This is a genomic window from [Clostridium] scindens ATCC 35704, assembly GCF_004295125.1.
Lineage (GTDB): Bacteria > Bacillota > Clostridia > Lachnospirales > Lachnospiraceae > Clostridium_AP > Clostridium_AP scindens.
Map to the genome: position 1 here is coordinate 731,100 of NZ_CP036170.1, position 21,803 is coordinate 752,902.

Annotated in this window: 21 protein-coding genes and 2 pseudogenes; 4 read left to right on the top strand and 19 right to left on the bottom strand. The window is 45.9% G+C overall.

All coding sequences use genetic code 11. The annotated features are described in order from the left end of the window. Window positions 1–27: 27 nt before the first annotated feature. Window positions 28–1,458, bottom strand: a complete 1,431-nt coding sequence (locus HDCHBGLK_RS03800) for an ABC transporter substrate-binding protein (RefSeq protein WP_009249592.1) — start codon at window positions 1,456–1,458, stop codon at window positions 28–30. A 309-nt stretch (window positions 1,459–1,767) separates the two neighbouring features. Between HDCHBGLK_RS03800 and HDCHBGLK_RS03805 the strand changes: the two genes are divergently transcribed. Continuing rightward, window positions 1,768–2,382, top strand: a complete 615-nt coding sequence (locus HDCHBGLK_RS03805) for a DUF624 domain-containing protein (protein ID WP_004606362.1) — start codon at window positions 1,768–1,770, stop codon at window positions 2,380–2,382. 51 nt (window positions 2,383–2,433) lie between these two features. Here HDCHBGLK_RS03805 and HDCHBGLK_RS19625 read toward each other — a convergent pair whose 3' ends face one another. The 9 genes from HDCHBGLK_RS19625 to HDCHBGLK_RS03845 form a co-directional block, all read right to left on the bottom strand. Then, window positions 2,434–2,967, bottom strand: a complete 534-nt coding sequence (locus tag HDCHBGLK_RS19625; protein ID WP_004606363.1) for a zinc-binding dehydrogenase — start codon at window positions 2,965–2,967, stop codon at window positions 2,434–2,436. A 56-nt stretch (window positions 2,968–3,023) separates the two neighbouring features. Next, the gene (locus HDCHBGLK_RS19630) at window positions 3,024–3,281 is read right to left on the bottom strand and encodes an alcohol dehydrogenase catalytic domain-containing protein (RefSeq protein WP_004606364.1); all 258 of its coding nucleotides are present in this window, start codon (window positions 3,279–3,281) and stop codon (window positions 3,024–3,026) included. A gap of 27 nt (window positions 3,282–3,308) precedes the next feature. Next, window positions 3,309–4,817 carry an FGGY-family carbohydrate kinase gene (locus HDCHBGLK_RS03820; protein ID WP_004606365.1) on the bottom strand — a complete coding sequence of 503 codons (1,509 nt, stop codon included), beginning with the start codon at window positions 4,815–4,817 and terminating at the stop codon, window positions 3,309–3,311. Window positions 4,818–4,849: 32 nt separating this feature from the next. After that, a complete protein-coding gene (locus tag HDCHBGLK_RS03825; RefSeq protein ID WP_004606366.1) occupies window positions 4,850–5,695 on the bottom strand; it encodes an L-ribulose-5-phosphate 3-epimerase in 846 nt (281 codons plus the stop codon). Window positions 5,696–6,061: 366 nt separating this feature from the next. Beyond that, complete coding sequence (locus HDCHBGLK_RS18895) at window positions 6,062–6,238, bottom strand: hypothetical protein (protein WP_004606367.1); 177 nt, start codon at window positions 6,236–6,238, stop codon at window positions 6,062–6,064. Window positions 6,239–6,463: 225 nt separating this feature from the next. Further along, on the bottom strand, window positions 6,464–7,117 hold the full coding sequence (locus tag HDCHBGLK_RS03830) for a class II aldolase/adducin family protein (protein WP_004606368.1): 654 nt from the start codon (window positions 7,115–7,117) through the stop codon (window positions 6,464–6,466). 14 nt (window positions 7,118–7,131) lie between these two features. After that, complete coding sequence (gene rhaB / locus HDCHBGLK_RS03835; RefSeq protein WP_004606369.1) at window positions 7,132–8,529, bottom strand: rhamnulokinase; 1,398 nt, start codon at window positions 8,527–8,529, stop codon at window positions 7,132–7,134. 31 nt (window positions 8,530–8,560) lie between these two features. After that, window positions 8,561–10,165, bottom strand: coding sequence for a xylulokinase (locus HDCHBGLK_RS03840; RefSeq protein WP_004606370.1), 1,605 nt, complete (start codon window positions 10,163–10,165; stop codon window positions 8,561–8,563). A 34-nt stretch (window positions 10,166–10,199) separates the two neighbouring features. Next, entirely contained in the window at window positions 10,200–10,898 is a 699-nt protein-coding gene (locus tag HDCHBGLK_RS03845) for an L-ribulose-5-phosphate 4-epimerase (RefSeq protein WP_039909599.1), read from the bottom strand. Between the two features lie 209 nt (window positions 10,899–11,107). Between HDCHBGLK_RS03845 and HDCHBGLK_RS03850 the strand changes: the two genes are divergently transcribed. Together HDCHBGLK_RS03850 and HDCHBGLK_RS19930 are read left to right on the top strand one after the other, a co-directional pair. After that, window positions 11,108–11,389 (top strand): MerR family transcriptional regulator, encoded by a 282-nt coding sequence (locus HDCHBGLK_RS03850; RefSeq protein ID WP_009249602.1) that lies wholly within the window; start codon window positions 11,108–11,110, stop codon window positions 11,387–11,389. 312 nt (window positions 11,390–11,701) lie between these two features. Then, a pseudogene (locus HDCHBGLK_RS19930) lies at window positions 11,702–11,788 on the top strand (MGMT family protein); the annotation flags it as partial. 69 nt (window positions 11,789–11,857) lie between these two features. On the opposite strand, the pseudogene HDCHBGLK_RS19225 reads toward HDCHBGLK_RS19930, so the two are convergent. The 7 genes and pseudogenes from HDCHBGLK_RS19225 to HDCHBGLK_RS03885 form a co-directional block, all read right to left on the bottom strand. Beyond that, window positions 11,858–12,436 (bottom strand): annotated as a pseudogene (locus HDCHBGLK_RS19225) (putative PEP-binding protein); the annotation flags it as partial. Between the two features lie 193 nt (window positions 12,437–12,629). Beyond that, entirely contained in the window at window positions 12,630–13,823 is a 1,194-nt protein-coding gene (tuf, locus tag HDCHBGLK_RS03860) for an elongation factor Tu (protein WP_004606376.1), read from the bottom strand. Between the two features lie 117 nt (window positions 13,824–13,940). Next, on the bottom strand, window positions 13,941–16,058 hold the full coding sequence (fusA, locus tag HDCHBGLK_RS03865) for an elongation factor G (protein ID WP_009249604.1): 2,118 nt from the start codon (window positions 16,056–16,058) through the stop codon (window positions 13,941–13,943). Window positions 16,059–16,085: 27 nt separating this feature from the next. Continuing rightward, entirely contained in the window at window positions 16,086–16,556 is a 471-nt protein-coding gene (gene rpsG / locus HDCHBGLK_RS03870; RefSeq protein ID WP_025641766.1) for a 30S ribosomal protein S7, read from the bottom strand. 175 nt (window positions 16,557–16,731) lie between these two features. Continuing rightward, window positions 16,732–17,154, bottom strand: a complete 423-nt coding sequence (rpsL, locus tag HDCHBGLK_RS03875) for a 30S ribosomal protein S12 (protein ID WP_004606379.1) — start codon at window positions 17,152–17,154, stop codon at window positions 16,732–16,734. 121 nt (window positions 17,155–17,275) lie between these two features. Beyond that, on the bottom strand, window positions 17,276–17,773 hold the full coding sequence (locus HDCHBGLK_RS03880) for a VanZ family protein (protein WP_004606380.1): 498 nt from the start codon (window positions 17,771–17,773) through the stop codon (window positions 17,276–17,278). Between the two features lie 13 nt (window positions 17,774–17,786). Beyond that, a complete protein-coding gene (locus tag HDCHBGLK_RS03885) occupies window positions 17,787–18,350 on the bottom strand; it encodes an HD domain-containing protein (RefSeq protein WP_009249609.1) in 564 nt (187 codons plus the stop codon). Between the two features lie 170 nt (window positions 18,351–18,520). Here HDCHBGLK_RS03885 and HDCHBGLK_RS03890 point away from each other — a divergent pair, with 170 nt between their 5' ends. Next, a complete protein-coding gene (locus HDCHBGLK_RS03890) occupies window positions 18,521–19,282 on the top strand; it encodes a sulfite exporter TauE/SafE family protein (RefSeq protein WP_004606383.1) in 762 nt (253 codons plus the stop codon). A gap of 117 nt (window positions 19,283–19,399) precedes the next feature. Here the strand turns inward: HDCHBGLK_RS03890 and HDCHBGLK_RS03895 are convergent, their stop codons facing one another. Together HDCHBGLK_RS03895 and feoB are read right to left on the bottom strand one after the other, a co-directional pair. After that, entirely contained in the window at window positions 19,400–19,588 is a 189-nt protein-coding gene (locus tag HDCHBGLK_RS03895) for a FeoB-associated Cys-rich membrane protein (protein ID WP_004606384.1), read from the bottom strand. Window positions 19,589–19,607: 19 nt separating this feature from the next. Beyond that, complete coding sequence (gene feoB, locus HDCHBGLK_RS03900; protein WP_039909601.1) at window positions 19,608–21,791, bottom strand: ferrous iron transport protein B; 2,184 nt, start codon at window positions 21,789–21,791, stop codon at window positions 19,608–19,610. Window positions 21,792–21,803: the final 12 nt, after the last annotated feature.

Here is a 21,803-nt window from a genome sequence, read left to right on the forward strand (position 1 = left end):
TATAGGTTGATATACTCTTTCTAATTATTATTCCTCTATTTCCAGATCGGCTACAATCTTATCCAGTTCTCCCTTAAGTGTCTTCATCGCTTCCTCTGTGGATGAATACTTGTCACTTGTTACAAGGTCCTGAAGTGTTTCAGCCCATTTTGTCGTACACTCGAAGAAGTACGGCTGAGGTGTAAACTGAATAGATGCATTCTCTGTAAGTTCTGCGATAGATTCAAGATAATTATCTGCGGAACCAACGATTGCCCTGTATTCATCGCTCTCCATTACAGAAGTGCGCGGAGTATCTGGGCTTGCTCCCTCTGTTCCTGAATACAGCATATATTCTGGGCTTGTGAAGTACTGAATGAAATACCATGCAGCATCTTTATTCTTAGAGTCAGCATTCATTGCCAATGACCAGATCCAGATATTTGCTTTCATATCATCTGCTGTCTTTCCTTCCGGAAGCGGAATTGTAGACCATGCAATATTGCCGGATTCCTGAGAAGCGCCTTCAAAGTTCTGGAAGTATCCTGCGCTTGTAGCGTCAAACAGCATTGCTGCCTTTCCTGCTCCAAGGTCTGCACTTGCCTCATACCATGTGTAATTTGTCCATTGCGGAGCGCCTGCTTCTTTAATCATGTTTACCCAGTAATCTGTCATAGCAATTGCCTCTTCGGAATCAAGCTTACATACGAGCTTGCCATCTTCGATAGCGAAGTCCTGCCCGCCCCATGTTGAGAACAGTGACATATATCCCGGATGAATTGTTGCCCACTCACGTGTACCGCGCACTGCAATGCCATAAGAACCTGAGCCATTAAACTCTTTCAATGCTTTTGCAGTCTCCAGCAGTTCATCTGTAGTTGTAGGAACTGTCATTCCTTTTTCCTCAAATACTGCTTTGTTGTAAGCAAGGTTGTTTAATTCCCAGCCCATAGGAAGCGCCCACTGTGATCCTTCTCCTACTTTATGTCCCGGAACAAGATCCCATTTCAGTCCGTCTACAACGGCCGGGATAAAATCGTCAAAATTGTAATCCGGCGCAGTCTTAGCCGGGTCATTGATGTAGTTCTCCAACGGCTCCATATATCCAGCCGGAGCATACTCCCATACCTGGTAAGCACCTGTCATGTAAACATCCGGCGTACCAGAACGGCTGCTTAAGGAAGTATTAAGTTTATCAAAATAGTTAGATTCCGGTGTGGAAGAGTACTTAACTTTAATTCCCGTAAGTTCTTCAAACTCTGGAATTTTCTCAATTACTGCCTTTGAATAGTTATGCTCATTAAACATAACATTCAATGTTGTGCCTTCATAATTCTTCCAGTCAAAATCCTCGGCATTCCCTGCCTCGTAGTCTTCTGATTCACCAGCGTTGTTGCTAACAGTCTTGCCGCCGCAGCCAACAAGCATTGATGCAACCATCGCCGTGCACAGAAGAACACTTACAATTCGTTTTTTCATACCTTTCTTTCCTCCCTTATTGTGAAGTTTGTTTTGCATAAAATGTATCACTTCAGTTTACCTGCCTGAATTATTTTATGCATTTTGCCTAAAATCATGGTATCATTTTGCGCGACTTCTGTCAAGTATCTTTACACTTGTCACATTTCACAAAATTTCATCTACTTTTTGCACTATTTTTTTCTTTGTTTTGGTTAATTTTTTGTTTGTTTTTTATTTAACAATTCTTTTTGGCCTTGCAGTTCAGGGGTTTTTAGTGTATGATTACTTTTAGTTGATTAATAAGAACAGAATCCGGGAGGACAGAAGATGAAAGTTTTTGAATATGACCATGGATTTATGAGATACGCAACTCTTTTAAGCCGCCTCACACTTCTAAACCTACTCTGGCTTGCGCTGTGCATTCCGCTTGTTACAGCCGGCGCCGCCACTGCGGCCCTTTATCATTCTGCCTTCTGCCTCATGAACGGAGATGTTCATATTGCACGTAATTTTAAAGACGGGCTGAAACTTTACTGGAAGAAGGGTACAATTGTATGGATTTTCATGGCGATACTGACATCTGCCTTTGTTCTTGCATATTATCTTCTCAACACCGCTAAAATCCCCAATAATCTGGCACTAACTGTCGTTGCCGGAATTGCTTTTCTTACACTATTGTTAGTTATGCTTTGGATCTTTCCTGTAATGGTTAATTTTTCCGGGAAGTTATCTGAACTTGTATTTAATGCTTTTGTCTTCGCATTCATGTACGCTCCCGTCACATTGATTGCAGCAGCATTTTATGGAATCGGAGGGTTCTTATTTATCCGCTTCCTCTCCACGCGTCTTCTCGTAATCCTGTTTGGCCCGGCATTAATTGTGTATTGCACGCTTGTACTGTTTGAAAAAGTATTTCAGAAATACAAAGCAAAAAAAGAATAAGGCAGAGTGTGCTTGGCACACCCTGCCCTGTTCTTTTTATAAGTTTATCTGCTAGTCGAATTTAAATGCAACTTTAAAATCTCCGTGATTTCCAGTCGCGTAATCGAATGCTTTCTCCCACTCTTCAATCTTGAACATGCTGGATGCTACCCCATCTGTCTTCAGGTTCCCTTTCATCATGTTCTCAATTACAAATGGATATGCATACGGGCTTAAATGCGCGCCCAGAATACCCAGTTCTTTACGGTCTCCGATAATAGACCAGTCAACAGATGTCTCTGACCCGAATACGCTGAATTCTACGAACCTCCCCAGTTTACGCGTAACTGCCAGTCCCTGGATAACACTGGATGGATGTCCTGTAACCTCGATGTATACATCACACCCATAATCATTTGTCAACGCCTTAATTTCTTTATCTATATCGCATTTTCCAGGGTTAAACACAAGATCTGCCCCGAATTCTTTCGTCTTCTCCAGACGTCCATCCTGCATATCAAGTACAATAAGAAGTTTCGGGTTCTTCATTCTTGCATATGTAATCATTCCAAGTCCAAGAGTCCCCGCGCCAGAAATAACAACCACATCTTCATTGGTGATGCTCCCTCTGTCTACCGCATGTTTGGAACAGCCATACGGCTCTATGAGAAGCGCCTGTTCTCATGGCCCGGAATAAATGGGGGTTTTACCCACGACGGCTGTACATCGTCTCCCCAGAACATTGCCGCGCCATGGCTGCACTTAAGATCGCCGGCACAGACTCCACATGCCTCTGTTTTGATAATAATGTCATCTGGCCCGCATGTCGGCGCCGGATACTCCGCCTCAAAGCGATAATCGTCCTTAGCATAAGCCACTAGTGCCTTCATTGTTTTCGGAGTACTTCCCTTGTTCGCCATAATTCATTCCACTTTCTTTCATTAAATTTATACCTCAAACTGTCCCCAGACAGTATCAAGGGCCTTGCTTACCGCACGGTATTTTTTATATTTTTTATCATAAATATCCTGCATATCCGGGTTAGGCTCTACCCTCCCTGATACATGTACCATACACTTTGCCGCCTCTTTATAATCCTTGTACACACCTGCCGCTATCGTAGCCGCCATGCCACAGCCTAATGCCCCCAGTTCCTTAGCATCTACCGTCTCAATCGGAAGCCCCAGGACATCCGCGAACATCTGAACCCATACTTTTGAGTTGGCCGCGCCGCCTGCCATTCGTATTGCTTCCGGCTTCTCTCTGGAAGAAAGAAGTTTCTCAATATGCGTTTTGTGAGAATATACTACTCCTTCATAAATGGCGCGCAACATATGCGCCTTATTATGATAGGTTGTAAGCCCGATAAACGCCCCCTTCCCTAGAGGATGAGTATTGGATCCATAGAGAAATGGAAGGAAATACACATCGCACTCCTCTGCTTTTACAGACGCAACTTTATCATTTACAATACTGTAAATACTCTGTCCTTCTGGAATCAGTTCATTTTCCATGCAATTTTCCAGATACCACTCCAGATTTCCTGAAGATGTAGCGCTGCACTCTTCTACAAGGTAATATCCCGGCATCGCAAACAATGAGTTCATAGCAATGCTGCCATCCATAACCGGCTTCTCGGATATATACTCATTAATGCTCCACGTTCCTGCTATTGTGCACATCTTATCTGGCGAAGTCACATCTACCGCTACCGCACAGGCATCAATGTCAAACATTCCTCCCGCCACTGCCGTCCCTTCGGGAAGCCCGGTCAGTACAGATGCCTCCTCAGATATCGTACCGCACAGGTCATAAGAGTAACGGATTGGCGGAAGCATGTCATACGCTTCCCCGATTCCTAATTTTTCAAGAATATCCCTGTCAAATCTTGCATTTTTCACGTCCATAAGACCAGACCCAGAAATATCCGTAGCCTCACTATAAGCTTCACCGGTTAATCTGAAGCGCACATAATCTTTAACCGAGAACGCATATTGAATATTGTCATACACTTCTCTGTAATGATCCTTAAACCATGCAAGCAGGGACACTTGCTGACAGGCCATAAATTCCTGGCACAGTTGGCCGTGCACCTCATCGTACACACCTGTCTCATACCATTTCTCCGGGTACTTCCATGCCCGGCTGTCTGTAGAAATAATCCCGTTATACGCAGGTTTTCCATCTTTGCCCCACGGATAGAGGCCTTTACCGTGTCCGCACACTGCAATTCCCAGAACATCTTTCCCATCAATGCCTGCTTTCTTAATTGCCCCCTTAATGCAGTCACAGTTAGCAAGCCACAGTTCTTCCATATCTCGTTCTGTATAGCCTGACTTCGGAGTTATGACCTTTGTCTGCTTCCCCAAAGTCGCAATTTCCTTTCCCTGAAGGTCAAAAATCGCCGCTTTCGTTGATGTCCCCCCGTTATCAAGCCCGATTACATACTGTCCCATATTTCAAAGATTCCCTCCTTATCTACAGTCTTTTACAGCAAGGCTTCTGCCATTTTAAATTGCTCATCCAGAAATCTGCGGTTATACGCCACAATCTCTTTCCAGTTTTCTTCGCCGCAATACCAGAACTCTGCCACATATCTTCTTACTCCCTGACGATACAGCTGGGCAATCGCCGGAGGAAAATCCACCTGCCCGGTCCCATAAGGTATCTCCCTAAACTTTCCGGGCGCTGTCTCTTTCAAGTGCGCCGCCGCAATGTACCCTTTTCCTGTTTTTATATCTCCTACAACATCCTTCGTTGCATTAGATATATTGCCTACGTCCGGGTATACCTGAAGATATGGCGAATCCACTCTTTTCACGCTGTACATCGCCTTTTCTATCGTATTCATAAAATCATTTTCCATCGTCTCCATAGCAAGCGTCACGCCGTGGGATGCCGCAAACATCGTCCCTTCTTCCAGGTTCCGGTAAAACCTCTCTTTTGTAGTCTCATCGCTTGTCTCTTCATAATAGCAGTCATATCCCTGTGTCTGGATAATGCGGATTCCCATCTTCTTAGCAAACAAAACCCCTTTCTGAAGAAGTTCCTTCGCCTCATTCTCCCATTTCTTACTGCCAAGCGGATACTTTCTCTGCGCGCTGAAGCAAATTGTCTCTATTGGCACTCCGGTCTCCACCTGTATCTGCCTCAACTCTGAAATCTGCTCGTTGCTCCAGTCCAGCCGGGACATTCTCTCGGCAGTCTCATCTACGCTCATTTCCACGTAGTCGAACCCTGCTTCCTTCGCAGCCAGAAGCCGCTCCTTCCAATTAAGTTCCGGCGGAAGCGCCTTTTCATATATTCCAAGCCGATAATCGCATTCTGCCTTCATTTTCTCCTCCTTTCAATTTATAAGTCATCATCTTGAATGTAATTATATAATTTTTGTCAGCCAAAGGCAATGACATTTTTCCCTTTTTCAGACTTTTGTATTTAGTATTTTTAGCGGAGCAAAACGTTTTTCACAGAACATTTTTCCAATAAATGAAAGAACAAAGTTTCCTGCCATAGAATAAAGAATGTGCCTCGGCACATTCTCGCGCCGAGCGCGGTCGCTTACGACAAACTTCACCTTCGCGCGAGTGCGCTTCCTCGCGGAGCGTTTTTATATAATAGGAAATGAAGTTTCCTAATTATATAAAAAAAACGCCTCCGGCATGAACCGGAAGCGCTTTCCCTCTTATTTCCTGTTATTTGATTATCCTACAGCAAGCGCTTTCTTGTAGTGTACATTCTCGCTGTCTTTGGCTGCCTCCATATCGGATACGTCCATTCCTGATGTAAGTGCCTCTGCAATATTGTATAAATCTCTCAAAAGTGTAACACATCCTGCCATTATAATAATCATTGACGCAACTGTTGCTAAAATCGTCATTGTAATAACCTCCTCATGGATTGTTAAATTTATATCTTGCTTCTGGAGGTATCATACCATTTAGGAATATTTGTGTAAATACTCAAAATTACCAATCTTTGCCACCGTTCAGAATGTTTTATTGTTACTTTTTTGTCAGTCTTGCTTCCGTATCGTTTTTTTCACAAAATGACTTTTCTATAAGCAGTTTTTCCGTCAAAACGCATAATCTTATTTCTTCTGCTCTTATTTTTTGTTTGCCGGATGTTTTCCAGGCAGTCCGAACTGTCTTCTAATCTCATAGAGGCGCTCTACCTGCTCATCTGAAAATTCTTTCGCTCCTCCGAGCATTCTTGCCTGATACAATAACCGTGCATAAAATTCCACCGACTCCATCTTATGATAAGCATCAAGAAGCGTCCCTGCATAAGAAAGCGCCCCATGGTTAGCCAGAAGAACGGAATCATAATCCTGCAGATACGGGGAAATTGCATCCGGTATCTCCATTGTGCTTGGGGTTCCATACGGTGTCAGCGGAACCTCTCCCAACGAAATTACAGCTTCTGGCATAATCTTAGCCGTCAGCCCCATACCCGCGATTGCAAAACTTGTGGCATACATAGGGTGTGCATGTACGACTGCATTTACGTCCGGCCTTTCTTGAAACACGCGGATATGCATCTTAATCTCAGAAGATGGGCGAAAGCCCTCATTAGCCTCCAGCACTTCCCCTTTCGCATTCACTTTACAGATATATTCCGGCGTCATAAATCCTTTGCTGACACCATTTGGCGTACAGAGAAACTCATCGTCATTTATTTTTACAGAAAAGTTCCCATCATTGGCCGCAACCATGCCTCTGTCATAAACACGCCTCTTTTTGTAAATCTTACCTTTCATATACAATAAACCGCTTAAGTATAGGCCTTTGTCGGAAAAGACATACGTACTGCTGCCCTTGCTTTTTCCAGGCTTTCGTATTCTCCTCCGTATATCATCTGAACCATGATATTTCCTATTGCCGTAGCCTCTGCCGGCCCTGCGATTACTTTCTTGCCTGTATACCTGGCAGTCAGTTCATTGAGGTACCCTGCATTAGAGCCCCCGCCTATTACATGAATAACCGGGTAGTTCTTCCCTGTCAGTTTCTCAATCTCCTCTGCCGCCTGCTTATAAGAAGAAGCCAGGCTGTTATAGATAACAGATGCAATCTGGCCAATACCTTCTGGAACCTGCTGCCCGCTGTCACGGCAATATTGCCTCACCGCTTCCGTCATACTGTCCGGCTCCATAAATCTCTCATCATTGCAGTCTACAATAGAATCAATGCTTTCCTCCGAGGCCAGCCCGCATATCTCTCCAAAAGACATGTCCTGTGCAATCTCTCTTTTTACCGACTGTATCATCCACAATCCCATAATATTTTTCAGGTAACGGAAACGGTATTCATATCCTCCTTCATTGGTAAAATTGAAATGCATACTCTCCGGCCGGCAATCTGCCTCATCTCTCTCCGTTCCTATTAAGGACCATGTTCCAGAACTGATATACAGGATTTCCTCCTCCTTCGCAGGAACCGCCAGAACCGCAGAACCCGTATCATGAGTAGCCGGAAGAAGCACTTTACAGGAAAATCCTACTTCTTCTTGAACTTCCTCTGTAAATTCTCCCACTTCCTCCCCTGGAAGATATAAAGTTCCGAATATATCTTTTGGTATGCCCAGCATATCCATCAATTCGCCGTCCCATGATTTCGATACCGCATCAACAAGCTGAGTTGTCGTAGCATTGGTATACTCATTCTTCATAATGCCGGTCAGCCTGTAATTCAGATACTCCGGCATCATAAGGAAGCGTTTTGCCTCTTTAAGCATCTCAGGGCTATCCTCCTTTAGTGCCATCAGCTGATAAAGGGTGTTGAAATCCTGTTTCTGAATCCCTGTCCTTTCATACAACTTCTCTCTGGAGATAATCTTGTCTACCTTTTCAGCCATTCCCTTTGTCCTGGAATCGCGGTACCCTACACACTGCCCCAGGATTTCTCCCTCCTGATTAAGCAATACGAAATCCACTCCCCATGTGTCAATCCCCATATAAGCAGGTACTTTCCTCAGACGGGCACACTCCTTAAGCCCTGCTTTAATTTCTGACAGCAGTTTTTCCATATCCCAGTAGAGGCGGTCTCCTTCCTGTCTCATTCCATTCTGGAATCTGTACACCTCTTCCAGCATTAATTTACCGGCCTCTTTCCATGCAATTATCAGCCTTCCGCTGGATGCCCCGATATCTACTGCCAGGTAATATGTACTCATACAGATGTTCCTCCTGTTCCGCAAGGCTGCTCTATAATTTTGAAATTGCTTCCTGCTCAACGGACAGCCCTTTCTTAAATGTTTCTATAAATTTTTCGAAGCCTTCTATGTCTTTTGCATCTGGCTCCATTTTCATGCCTTCTTTACCGGCAAATACTTTATAATCCAGATAAGACTCCAAAGACTCATTGCCTGCCTTCTTTACCGCATAGGCCGCAAGAACAGCAATCCCCCATGCACCGCCTTCTCCAGCCGTCTCCATAACGGACACCGGGGCCTGCATAGCTGCTGCCATAATTCTCTGTCCGACCCCCGGTGTCTTAAACAAGCCGCCGTGTCCTAATATCTTGTCAATCTGAATCTTTTCTTCCTTCACAAGAATGTCCATGCCAATCTTCAGCGCCCCGAGTGCTGCATACAGATGAGTCCTCATAAAATTAGAAAGGTTAAACCTGCTGTCAGGAGTACGGACGAACAGTGGCCTTCCTTCGTCAATCGGTATAATATTCTCCCCGGAATAATATCCATAGGAAAGAAGTCCTCCACAGTCTGCATCGCCTTCTAGCGCTTTATTATACAGAACAGAGAATATCTGATTCATATCAGCCTTAATTCCCATCGCCTCAGAATATTCCCGGAACAGCGATACCCATGCATTCAAATCGGACGTGCAGTTATTGGCATGAGCCATCGCCACCAGGCTACCGTTCGGCGTAGTCACCATATCTATTTCTGTATGTACTCTCGACAGTTCCTTTTCCAATACAATCATTGCAAAAACAGAAGTTCCCGCCGACACATTTCCCGTGCGCTCCGCGACACTATTAGTGGCTATCATTCCAGTCCCCGCATCTCCTTCTGGCGGGCATACCGTAATTCCTGCCTCAAGCTCACCGGACGGGTCAAGAAGTTTTGCCCCTTCTTCCGTCAGAACTCCGGCATCCTCTCCCGCAGTCAGCACCTCAGGCATAATCTGGCGCAATTTCCACGGATATCCTTTCTCTTTAACCAATTCATCAAATTTCTGAACCATTCCCTCGTCAAAATCTTTTGCTCCGATATTAATCGGGAACATTCCAGAAGCATCACCGATTCCCAGAACTTTCCGGCCTGTCAGCTGCCAGTGGATATATCCTGACAAGGTAGTAAAATATCTTACGTCTTTCACATGGCTTTCCCCGTTTAAAATCGCCTGGTACAGATGTGCAATGCTCCATCTCTGCGGAACATTATATTGGAACAATTCTGTTAATTCACCTGCCGCCTGTCCGGTAATCGTATTCCTCCATGTACGGAATGGCACAAGAAGGCTGCCTGTCTCATCAAATGCCATATATCCATGCATCATGGCGCTAAAGCCTATTCCTCCTAATTTCCTAATTCCCGTTCCATATTTTTCCTTCACGCCGCGCGCCATATCCTGGTAACTTCCTTTAAGCCCTTCCCAGATATCTTCTAATGAATAAGTCCAGATATGGTTTTCCAACTTGTTCTCCCAGTCATAACTTCCCGTGGCAACCGGGACATAATTGTCATCAATAAGGACCGTCTTAATTCTCGTAGAGCCAAGTTCAATCCCGACAACTGCCCTGCCTTCTTCAATCACTTTCTTAACTCTTTCAGCATCTACGCCCACCTGTCATTCCTCCTTTTCTACAGCAATACTGCAATTAATTATTCTGCCCATAATAAGCATTCGCGCCGTGCTTCCGGTAATAATGCTTGTCCTGCAATTCCTGCGGGGCAGGCTTATTCTGCGGATTAATCATCTCACAGCGGGCGGCCATCTTTGCAACCTCTTCCAATACGACTGCATTGTGCACAGCCTCATGGGCGTTCTTCCCCCAGGTAAACGGGCCATGGTTCTTACACAAAACTGCCGGAGTGGCTACATAGTCCATGCCTCGTTTTTCGTATTCGTCAGCAATTAAGATTCCTGTATTCTTCTCGTATACCTCATCAATCTCCTCTTTTGTCAGATTTCTCACGCACGGAACGGAGCCGTACAGATAATCTGCATGGGTAGTTCCATAGCACGGAATATCCCTTCCTGCCTGTGCCCAGCTTGTAGCCCAGGACGAATGGGTATGTACAACTCCTCCGATGTTTGGAAAACGGTTATATAAAACTGCATGAGTGTCTGTATCGGAAGAAGGGTTATACTCCCCTTCCACTTTCTTTCCGTCCAGGTCTACCACTACCATAGTTTCCGGCGTAAGCTTATTATAATCCACTCCGCTTGGCTTAATGACAAACAACCCTTTCTCCCGGTCTATCCCGCTTACATTTCCCCATGTAAATGTCACAAGGCCATATTTGGGAAGAAGCATGTTCGCTTCATACACTTCCTTTTTCAGTTCTTCTAACATTACAAATGTCTCTCCTTTCATCTTTTTTCTTCTATCATACCAGAAACTGTCAAAAAGGAGTATCCCCTTTATCTATTTATATGATGATGTTGGAGTCAAATAGCATTCAGAAGCGCCTCCGGCCAGAAGTTGATTATCAATATTATAAACATTTATAAATATTTTTGATACTTTTCTTCCCTCTGCCGAAAGAAATAGAAGGGCTGAATATGAGCATTGAAGAAATCAGAACATATATGGACAATCCTAACCCAACAGATTTTATTAAAATTATTGATACGAAATCTGCTGAGATCAATCAGCAGATAAGAACACTGAAACAAACTCAAAGACTGCCTTCTGACAAGAAAAAACAAATTCAGTCATGCGAGCAAGAAAAGGACGGGCAATTTCGTATTATTGAATGCGAAGCAGTTAATCTCCCATATCAAAGACACATGGGGAATGAAGCAATGCTGTGCCGGAATAGGCAGTTATATTTCTGTCCATAAAGTTTTAAATCATGATTTCAGCCAATACGACGGCATTTTTACACCTTTATTAAATACAAAAAAGTCAAAAGACGTATTTATAAAGCCAAATGGACAATATCTCTGCGCTTATTTCAAAGACCCCTGGGATAAACTCCCTGATATATACATTTATTTCTCCGGGCAGGAACCCAAATTCACAGTTCCCTTACATTTCACGGGAACAGATTTCCAAAATAAAGTGTAGGAAATCCTCTGTACAATCCCATATGGAAAGACATCACTTATGGCAAAATAGCAAAACTGGCGGCTGACAGGAGGAGCCTTTCGCATATATCAGCACAAGCCATAGGAGGCGCTGTCGGGTATAACGGAATATCTGTTATCGTACCATGCCACCGTGTTGTAGGTGCAGACGGCAGCCTGACAGGCTATGCCGACGGAATTGATAAGAAAAGGAAACTACTGGCTTTAGAAAAGGCAGATATATTTTACCTCTTCGAAAATTTCCTTTATTTTCTGAATCTCCTTTATAGAAATAATCATAGGGATCATGATAGAAATATTTCCAAACGAACTGGCTCTAAGAAGAGCACGGAACTGGGTTTTAAAAATCCCCGGCCTGGTCAGGCAGATTCGGATGGCATGGTAGCCAAGCGCCGGATTTTCTTCCTCATCCAGTTCAAAATAGCCCGCCTGCTTATCCGCCCCAAGATCCAGCCGTTTTGCTTCTTTAACCTGTTCTTCATCGGGATTGATTATTCGTTCACCTTTATATCCGTCCATAATAACCATCTTCCCATGCCACTCCTTCTGAATAGGAACGGCAATAATTGCAGGAATGCCCATAGTCCTGGCAAGAATGTCGATCTCAGCAAACATGGAAGAGAAACTATTTCCCGTCACAGCCACTGCATATTCTGCATTCACCTGCTGCTGCGTTATCATATTCTCAACAGAACTACAGTAATCCTCGTCCTCCATCATCATCTGATGTACTTCAAAAATCGCGGCTCCCGACTCGCCTACTTCTTTAAGCGCCGTCTCATACAGTTCCTGCAGCTGCCCTTCTGCCTTTTCCCTGGCTTTTATTCTGCAAATTTTTAGAATCAAAATGGAATCACAGCCGCATTTTCCAGTTCTGTATCCTCTACAATAATTTCAATGTACGCTATCCCATTTTAGGCAAAAAGAAACCGCAACCCCTGATTTCTCAAGGATTGCGGAATATAATTAGATTTATATGATTCTAAATTATAAATTACTCAATGATTGTAGCAACTCTTCCTGATCCTACAGTACGTCCGCCCTCACGGATAGCGAAACGAAGTCCCTGCTCCATAGCAACTGGGTGAATCAGTTCGATTGTCATCTCTACGTTATCTCCAGGCATGCACATCTCAACGCCTTCTGGCAGGTTGCAGACACCTGTAACGTCGGTTGTTCTGAAGTAGAACTGTGGACGGTAGTTGTTGAAGAATGGAGTATGACGTCCACCTTCATCTTTGGTCAGAACGTAAACCTGAGCTGTAAACTTGCTGTGGCATGTTACAGAACCTGGTTTAACAAGAACCTGTCCTCTTTCGATCTCTGTTCTCTGAACACCACGAAGCAGAGCTCCGATGTTGTCTCCAGCCTGACCTTCGTCAAGAAGCTTACGGAACATCTCGATACCTGTTACAACAGTCTTTCTTGTCTCTTCTTTGATACCAACGATTTCAACTTCATCGTTTACATGAAGAACACCTCGCTCTACTCTACCTGTAGCAACTGTACCACGTCCTGTGATCGTGAATACGTCCTCTACTGGCATCAGGAATGGCTGGTCTGTAGCACGCTGTGGATCTGGAATGTAAGAATCTACTGCATCCATCAGTTCCATGATCTTGTCGCCCCATTCTCCTGAAGGATCTTCAAGAGCCTTAAGAGCAGAACCCTGGATAATCGGCGTATCATCGCCTGGGAACTCGTATTCATCAAGCAGTTCACGAATTTCCATCTCTACTAATTCAAGAAGTTCCTCATCGTCTACCATATCGCATTTGTTCATGAATACAACGATGTAAGGAACGCCTACCTGACGAGAAAGCAGGATATGCTCTCTTGTCTGAGCCATAACACCATCGGTAGCAGCTACAACAAGGATAGCGCCGTCCATCTGAGCAGCACCAGTGATCATGTTCTTAACGTAGTCAGCATGTCCTGGGCAGTCAACGTGTGCATAGTGACGCTTCTCTGTCTCATACTCAACGTGAGCTGTAGAGATTGTGATACCACGCTCCCTCTCTTCTGGAGCCTTGTCAATGTTTTCGAAATCTACAGCAGCGTTACCTGCAACTCTTTCGGAAAGAGTCTTTGTGATAGCAGCTGTTAAAGTTGTCTTGCCGTGGTCAACGTGACCGATTGTACCAATATTACAATGTGGTTTTGTTCTTTCAAATTTAGCTTTTGCCATTTTGAATATCCTCCTTAAATATAGCGCCTTTTCGGCATTTATAATTTTTTACGTTTGCTCGGCTATCTCTGATTATATTTCAAATCTATTTGTTTTTCAAGCCCTTTTACCATTTAATTAATCATTTTTAATGGATAATACTTTTTCCTGTACAGATTTCGGAACTGGCTCGTATTTCTCGAAGAACATGGAGTAATTTCCACGTCCCTGTGTTCTGGAGCGCAGGTCTGTAGAGTATCCGAACATCTCTGACAGCGGCACGTAAGCACGTACAATCTTTCCGCCGCCCAGGTCATCCATACCTTCCACGCGACCACGGCGAGAGTTGATATCGCCGATAACATCGCCCATATATTCTTCCGGCATCGTTACCTCAACCTTCATGATAGGCTCGAGAAGTACTGGAGCGGACTTCTTCATCGCATCCTTGAACGCTAATGATCCGGCAATGTGGAATGCCATTTCACTGGAATCGACTTCATGGTAAGAACCATCGTATACGTTAGCCTTAAGTCCAACTACCGGGAATCCTCCCAGGATACCGGACTTCATAGCCTCTTCGATACCTTCGCCTACTGCCGGGATGTATTCCTTCGGAATAGCTCCGCCGACAACAGTAGATTCAAACTTGTATGTCTCTTCTCCGTTAACGTCCATTGGCTCGAACTTAACTTTACAGTGTCCGTACTGTCCACGTCCACCTGACTGTTTTGCGTACTTGCTGTCCACGTCAACAGGCTTAGTGAATGCTTCTTTGTATGCAACCTGAGGAGCTCCAACGTTAGCCTCTACCTTGAATTCACGCAGAAGTCTGTCTACGATGATCTCCAGGTGAAGTTCTCCCATACCGGCGATGATAGTCTGTCCTGTCTCATGATCTGTATGAGCACGGAATGTCGGGTCTTCTTCTGCAAGTTTTGCAAGAGATTCTCCAAGTTTTCCCTGGGATGCCTTTGTCTTTGGCTCGATAGCCAGCTCGATAACAGGCTCCGGGAATTCCATGGACTCTAAGATAACCGGATGTCTCTCATCACAGATGGTATCTCCTGTAGTCGTAAACTTGAATCCGATCGCTGCGGCAATATCGCCAGAGTATACCTTCTCAAGTTCTTCCCTCTTGTTCGCATGCATCTGAAGGATACGTCCAACACGTTCCTTCTTGCCTTTTGTCGCATTCAGCACGTAAGATCCTGAATTGATGGATCCTGAATAAACTCTGAAATATGCCAGTTTTCCTACGAATGGGTCTGTCATAATCTTGAATGCCAGAGCAGAGAATGGCTCTTCGTCAGAAGAATGTCTCACTACTTCATTGCCATCCTCATCCACGCCAGTGATGGCAGGGATGTCTGTAGGTGCAGGCATGTATTCAACGACTGCATCCAGAAGTTTCTGAACGCCTTTATTTCTATATGCGGTTCCGCAGCATACCGGAACTGCCGTACACTCGCAAGTTGCTTTTCTGAGTACTTTCTTCAAGTCGTCAACAGATGGCTCGTTTCCTTCCAGATATTCCATCATAAGATCATCATCAAGATCGCAGATCTTCTCTACCAGTTCTGTGTGGTAAAGTTCTGCGTCATCCTGCATGTCTTCCGGAATATCTACAACGGAGATGTCCTCGCCCTTCTCATCATTGTAGATGTAGGCTTTCATCTCCATCAGGTCGATGATTCCCTTAAAATCATCTTCCTTGCCGATTGGCAGCTGAAGGCAGATCGCATTCTTTCCAAGTCTTGTCTTAATCTGTTCTACAGCATTGTAGAAATCTGCACCCAGAATGTCCATCTTGTTGATGAATGCCATTCTTGGTACATTGTATGTGTCAGCCTGACGCCATACGTTTTCTGACTGCGGCTCAACGCCGCCCTTAGCACAGAATACGCCTACAGCGCCATCCAATACACGAAGTGAACGCTCAACCTCTACAGTGAAGTCAACGTGTCCCGGGGTATCAATAATATTGATACGGTGCTCAAGAGCGCCTTTTTTCGGCTTTGTCTGCTCTTCCAGCGTCCAGTGGCATGTCGTAGCTGCAGAAGTGATCGTGATACCTCTTTCCTGTTCCTGCTCCATCCAGTCCATAGTAGCAGTACCCTCATGAGTATCACCAATCTTATAATTAACACCGGTATAATATAAGATACGTTCTGTCAATGTAGTCTTACCGGCATCAATATGAGCCATAATACCGATATTTCTTGTTCTCTCTAATGGATATTCTCTTCCAGCCAAGATTTTTTCCTCCTATATTATACGCAATTAGAAACGGTAGTGGGCAAATGCCTTGTTTGCCTCTGCCATCTTGTGCATATCTTCTTTCTTCTTTACAGATGCGCCTGTGTTGTTGGCTGCATCAAGAATCTCATTGGCCAATCTTTCTTCCATCGTCTTCTCTCCTCTTTTACGAGAATAGGATGTAAGCCAGCGAAGCGCTAAAGCCTGTCTTCTGTCTGCTCTAACCTCGATTGGTACCTGGTAGGTTGCTCCACCGATACGTCTTGCCTTTACCTCAAGTACTGGCATGATGTTGTTCATAGCCTCTTCGAATACTTCGATTGCCGGCTTGTCGGATTTTGCTGCAACCCTGTCAAATGCTCCGTATACAATCTTCTGGGCTACGCCCTTCTTGCCATCCAGCATGATGTTGTTGACAAGCTTGGTAACCACTTTGTTATTGTATAACGGATCCGCTAATACGTCTCTTTTTTGAGTATGTCCTTTACGTGGCACGGTTCTTCCCTCCTTAAACATGTTTGTGTAATTGTAAATGTTACACTGATTAATTCATCGGTACTCACATGTGTCTTTCTAATGATACTGTGTAGTGCACAGGACATTGATCTATATCCTTGCAACTTACTTAATCATAGTTCTGTTTGTGACTACATTTTCTTAACTAATGAACTTATTTCTTAGCGTCTTTTGGTCTCTTAGCACCGTATTTAGAACGTGCCTGCCTTCTCTTGGCAACACCTGCTGTGTCAAGCGTACCTCTAACGATATGGTATCTTGTACCTGGAAGGTCTTTTACTCTTCCTCCACGGATAAGAACAACGCTATGCTCCTGAAGGTTGTGTCCCTCTCCTGGAATGTAGCTTGTTACCTCGATACCGTTAGACAGACGTACTCTGGCGATCTTTCTAAGAGCTGAGTTCGGCTTCCTCGGCGTTGCAGTCTTAACTGCTGTACATACGCCTCTCTTCTGAGGAGCGGATTCATTCGTACTTCTCTTTCTTAAAGAGTTGTACCCTTTCTGAAGCGCTGAAGCGGTAGACTTCTTTACGGATGTCTGACGTCCTTTTTTTACTAACTGGTTAAATGTTGGCATTCTCTTTCACCTCCTACGATTATAATAAGTTGCTCATTCATTTTACCATGAATATGGGTGCACAAAAATACGATGCATCTTCATGCACGCTAAATTAGTGTATTACTATTCTTTACGGTTGTCAAGTGGTTTCTTGGCAATTTCCTTCTATTTTCCGCGGTTTTCTGCATTGGAAGGCCTTTATGGCCAGACATGCCAGGATAATTCCTGCCGCAACCCCCGCGCTGTCTATCATCACATCCCTGATCTGCCCGCTGCGCCCCGGCACGAACAACTGATGGAATTCATCGCTGGCTGCATAAACCGCTCCTATTAAAAAGCAGGCCGGCAGCTGGCGCTTCCATGGTTTCCTAATATCCAGGATGGCGCCTGTAAGCAGGATTCCGAGGATGGCATACTCCGAGGCATGGGCTGCCTTGCGGACAGGATAGTCGATCTTTGCCGCAAACGCCGCCTGCCTTTTTCCCGGCCACTCCTTATATTCTTTTATGACTGCCTTGCCAATCAGCATTCCCACAGATCTGCTCATCTCCTCCGAGTCTTCCGACACCTTGGCTGAAAATGAGAATATGACGATCATCCACAGGACTGCTGCCGCTGCAAATATTTTTCTTCGCATAGCTACCTTCTTATTATAATCCTAATACGTCCGCAATCGCTCCCATCTCTTCCAGCGCCACGTCAATCAAGTCGTCCAGGCTTAAGCCAGTAAACTCGATCGCTTCCATATAATCCCTGTTTGCTCCCGCCGCGAATCTTAGTTCATTAAAACGTTTCATCACGGACTTGTGCTTCACGCTGGCAATCTTCTTATCCGGATAGATCTGCGCTACCGCTTTGACGAACCCGCTCATGGGGTCTGCCGCCAACACCGCGTACTGAAGGGTGGTCTTCGCCTTCATGCCGCTCTTTGGGTTGTGGGAGCAGATGGCGTCAAAGAGAATCTTGTCGTCAATTCCTTCTTTCTTAAGTATCTCCACGGATGTGGGGCCGTGGACGCTCATGTCATGCTGCCAGTCGCACTGTTCCTCATCCAGGTCGTGCAGGAGCCCTACGATTCCCCAATACTCCACATCATCCGGAGCAAGCCTTTTGGCGAGGCCTCTCATAATCGCCTCAACCGCGTAGGAATGGGTGATGTAGTTCTCGCCCTTCATGTATTTCATCAATATCTCATGTGCCTGTTCTCTGTTCATCCTAACTTCCTCCTTTAAACATTCTTTCATATGTATGTTATTGTAGCACACATAATTTTGAATGTGAAGTTACAGAAAATGCAGAATTTGGCATTGCTTTTCCCCGCTTCCTTCCGTATAATCTTTAGAGGAATTACTGAAACTATACCTTTACATGAGAGGAACCTATTATGGAACTAACAATACATACCTTTATCATCGTATGCCCGCTTGTCTTCCTGGCTGGCATGGTAGACGCCATCGCAGGAGGAGGCGGGCTGATTTCCCTTCCCGCCTATCTGATCGCCGGATTGCCGTCCCATGCGGCTGTTGCCACCAATAAGATGTCGTCCCCATTTGGCACCGCGCTTGCCACCTACCGCTTCGCCCACAATCATCTGATCAATGTAAGACTAGCCGTCCCTTCCGTAATGGCGGCAATCATCGGCTCCTTCATCGGCTCCCATGTCTCTTTGATGGTGCCGGAAAAGGTCATGGCCTATGTGCTGGTGGCGGTTCTTCCCTTGTCCGCGTTCCTGGTATTAAATAAGAAGCTTTTCAATGACAAAGGATCCAACGAGGTTACCCTTAACAAACGCACCTATCTGACCGCGTCCATAGCCGCCTTCGTCATCGGCTGCTACGACGGCTTCTACGGCCCCGGTACCGGCACCTTCCTGATCATCGCGTTTACCGTATTCGCCAGGCTAAGCATCAAGACTGCCAACGCGCAGGCAAAGGCGATCAATCTCACGACGAATATTACCTCCCTGCTCATCTTCCTGCTCAATGGGCAGGTGATTATCTCTCTCGGCCTTGCCGCCGCGGCCTGCAACATGCTGGGAGGCTATATCGGAGCAGGCCTGGTCATGAAGAACGGCGCCCGGATCGCCAAGCCCAGCATTCTGTTCGTGCTGGTTCTTTTAGGCTTCAAAGTGGCTGGATTCTATTAGGATGATTCTCCGCCTTTCCTTTCAAGCAGCGAAAAACGGCAGTAAGAATACCGCCGATTTCCACTGATTCATTATTCTATTCTGCCTATAATCGGCAAATGTTATTCCATTTCCCGGTTATTTTATATCATCAATCGTCTTGGTATGGCAGCTGTGCACGCAACCGCTGCAGCCACAGCTGCATCCGCAGGCCCCCCCTGCCTTTTTCTTCTTCCACATGCTTCGTAGGACGAATACTACGATTGCAAGAATGATTCCTCCCAGGATAGTTGTTGATAATATACCGCTGATTGCTGCTAATGCCATATCATTCTCCCTCTTTCTATTATGCCTTCGCCTTTTTGGCGCGCACGCTTGATATATTTACATTTAGAGTGGCGCTTTCCTTATAGGGCCGCAGGAGCAGATACATAAATCCCGCCAATATAAGAATCGCTGCCACAGTGCCAATCGTGAAACCGCCGCCTGTAAGGAGGCTGCCGAACTGGAATACGCATAAGGACACCGCATAAGCCAGAAGCGTCTGATATCCGATCGCGAACCAGAACCACTTTGCATTGTTCATCTCCCGCTTGATCGCACCCATGGCTGCAAAGCAAGGCGCGCACAGAAGGTTGAACACGAGGAACGAGTACGCCGCTACAGCCGTCATGCTTGAAGCGAGAGTTCCCCATACTTCAGCCCCATCTTCCGCGACTTCCGCGAATCCATAGAGGATGCCAAAGGTTCCCACCACGTTCTCTTTTGCCACCAGCCCGGTGATAGCTGCCACTGCCGATTTCCAATCTCCCCAGCCAAGCGGCGCAAAGATCCACGCAATGCCTCTTCCGATCATCGCAAGGAAGCCGTCGCTTAAGTCTTCCACCATGCCGAAGCGTCCATCTGCCAGGCCAAAGTTGGAGGTAAACCAGATGAAGATGGTGGACAGTAGGATGATGGTCCCTGCCTTCTTAATGAAGGACCAGCCCCGCTCCCACATGCTTCTTAGCACGTTTCCCACAGTTGGCATATGGTAGGCCGGAAGTTCCATGACAAAAGGCGCCGGCTCTCCCGCGAACATCCTGGTCTTCTTCAGGATAATTCCCGAGCAGATGATTGCCGCGATCCCCACAAAGTATGCGCTAGGGGCAACCCAGGAGGCTCCGCCGAACAGCGCGCCCGCAATAAGGGCAATGATCGGAAGCTTGGCGCCGCACGGGATGAACGTGGTAGTCATGATGGTCATCTTGCGGTCCCGATCGTTCTCAATCGTTCTGGATGCCATGATCCCCGGCACGCCGCACCCTGTCCCGATCAGCATCGGGATGAATGACTTGCCGGACAGGCCGAACTTGCGGAAGATCCGGTCCATAATGAAAGCGACTCTTGCCATATAGCCGCACGCTTCCAGAAATGCCAGGAAGATAAACAGCACCAGCATCTGCGGAACGAATCCAAGCACCGCGCCCACGCCTGCTACAATTCCGTCAAGTATCAGGCTCTGAAGCCATCCCGCGCAGTTGACGGCGTCAAGGGCGTTGCCAATGATAACGGGAATTCCCAGAACATCCATTCCAAACAGGCGGAACCCATCTCCGAACAGCCCGTCATTGGCCCAGTCTGTCGCCCAGGCGCCTACCGTTGAGACAGACACGTAATATACGATCCACATCACAGCCGCGAATATCGGAAGCGCAAGCCACCGGTTTGTAACAATTCTATCAATCTTATCAGATGTCGTCAACTTTTCTTTCCGCGACTTTACAAGGCTGTCCCGGATTACAGATGTTATGTAGTTGTAACGCTCGTTCGTAATGATGCTCTCTGCGTCGTCATCATACTCCTTTTCCACGGCGGCAATGATATCTTCTACTTCTGGAACGTGTTTAAGCTGCTCCTCAATCTTGTCGTCCCGTTCAAACAATTTGATCGCGTAAAACCGCTTCTGTTCCTCCGGGACTTCTGTCAGCATCGTCTCAATCTCATCCAGGGCTGCCTCCACCTCAGGGGCGAATTCATGTACCGGCGACGCCGCGTCGTTCATCCTGGCAAGCCGCGCCGCTTTGGACGAGGCCTCTTTGATGCCTTCTCCTTTAAGAGCGGATATGGATACCACTTCGCAGCCTAATCTTTCAGACAGTATCTTCGTGTTGATCTGGTCGCCGTTTTTTTTCACCACGTCCATCATGTTGATCGCCATGACTACCGGTATGCCAAGTTCCATCAGCTGGGTACTCAGATACAGATTGCGTTCCAGATTGGTTCCGTCCACGATATTCAATATCGCGTCGGGACGCTGGCTGATTAAATAGTTTCTCGCAACCACTTCTTCTAATGTATATGGCGACAGGGAATAGATGCCCGGCAGATCTGTCACTGTGACATCCTTGTCGTCTTTTAGTCTTCCTTCCTTTTTCTCCACCGTTACCCCCGGCCAGTTTCCGACAAACTGATTGGATCCGGTGAGCGCGTTGAATAACGTAGTCTTTCCACTGTTCGGGTTACCGGCAAGCGCTATCTTCACTCCCATTTTCATTCCTCC

Excerpts from the sequence above, each read along its gene's own strand:
- HDCHBGLK_RS03825 (WP_004606366.1), bottom strand. The coding sequence starts at position 5,695 with ATGAAGGCAGAATGCGATTATCGGCTTGGAATATATGAAAAGGCGCTT.
- HDCHBGLK_RS03805 (WP_004606362.1), top strand. The coding sequence starts at position 1,768 with ATGAAAGTTTTTGAATATGACCATGGATTTATGAGATACGCAACTCTT.
- tuf (WP_004606376.1), bottom strand. The coding sequence starts at position 13,823 with ATGGCAAAAGCTAAATTTGAAAGAACAAAACCACATTGTAATATTGGT.
- HDCHBGLK_RS18895 (WP_004606367.1), bottom strand. The coding sequence starts at position 6,238 with ATGACGATTTTAGCAACAGTTGCGTCAATGATTATTATAATGGCAGGA.
- HDCHBGLK_RS03885 (WP_009249609.1), bottom strand. The coding sequence starts at position 18,350 with ATGAACAGAGAACAGGCACATGAGATATTGATGAAATACATGAAGGGC.
- HDCHBGLK_RS03845 (WP_039909599.1), bottom strand. The coding sequence starts at position 10,898 with ATGTTAGAAGAACTGAAAAAGGAAGTGTATGAAGCGAACATGCTTCTT.
- rpsL (WP_004606379.1), bottom strand. The coding sequence starts at position 17,154 with ATGCCAACATTTAACCAGTTAGTAAAAAAAGGACGTCAGACATCCGTA.
- HDCHBGLK_RS03830 (WP_004606368.1), bottom strand. The coding sequence starts at position 7,117 with ATGAAAGGTAAGATTTACAAAAAGAGGCGTGTTTATGACAGAGGCATG.
- HDCHBGLK_RS03895 (WP_004606384.1), bottom strand. The coding sequence starts at position 19,588 with ATGGCATTAGCAGCAATCAGCGGTATATTATCAACAACTATCCTGGGA.
- HDCHBGLK_RS03800 (WP_009249592.1), bottom strand. The coding sequence starts at position 1,458 with ATGAAAAAACGAATTGTAAGTGTTCTTCTGTGCACGGCGATGGTTGCA.
- HDCHBGLK_RS03890 (WP_004606383.1), top strand. The coding sequence starts at position 18,521 with ATGGAACTAACAATACATACCTTTATCATCGTATGCCCGCTTGTCTTC.
- HDCHBGLK_RS19630 (WP_004606364.1), bottom strand. The coding sequence starts at position 3,281 with ATGGCGAACAAGGGAAGTACTCCGAAAACAATGAAGGCACTAGTGGCT.
- feoB (WP_039909601.1), bottom strand. The coding sequence starts at position 21,791 with ATGGGAGTGAAGATAGCGCTTGCCGGTAACCCGAACAGTGGAAAGACT.
- HDCHBGLK_RS03850 (WP_009249602.1), top strand. The coding sequence starts at position 11,108 with ATGAGCATTGAAGAAATCAGAACATATATGGACAATCCTAACCCAACA.
- HDCHBGLK_RS03820 (WP_004606365.1), bottom strand. The coding sequence starts at position 4,817 with ATGGGACAGTATGTAATCGGGCTTGATAACGGGGGGACATCAACGAAA.
- rhaB (WP_004606369.1), bottom strand. The coding sequence starts at position 8,529 with ATGAGTACATATTACCTGGCAGTAGATATCGGGGCATCCAGCGGAAGG.
- HDCHBGLK_RS03880 (WP_004606380.1), bottom strand. The coding sequence starts at position 17,773 with ATGCGAAGAAAAATATTTGCAGCGGCAGCAGTCCTGTGGATGATCGTC.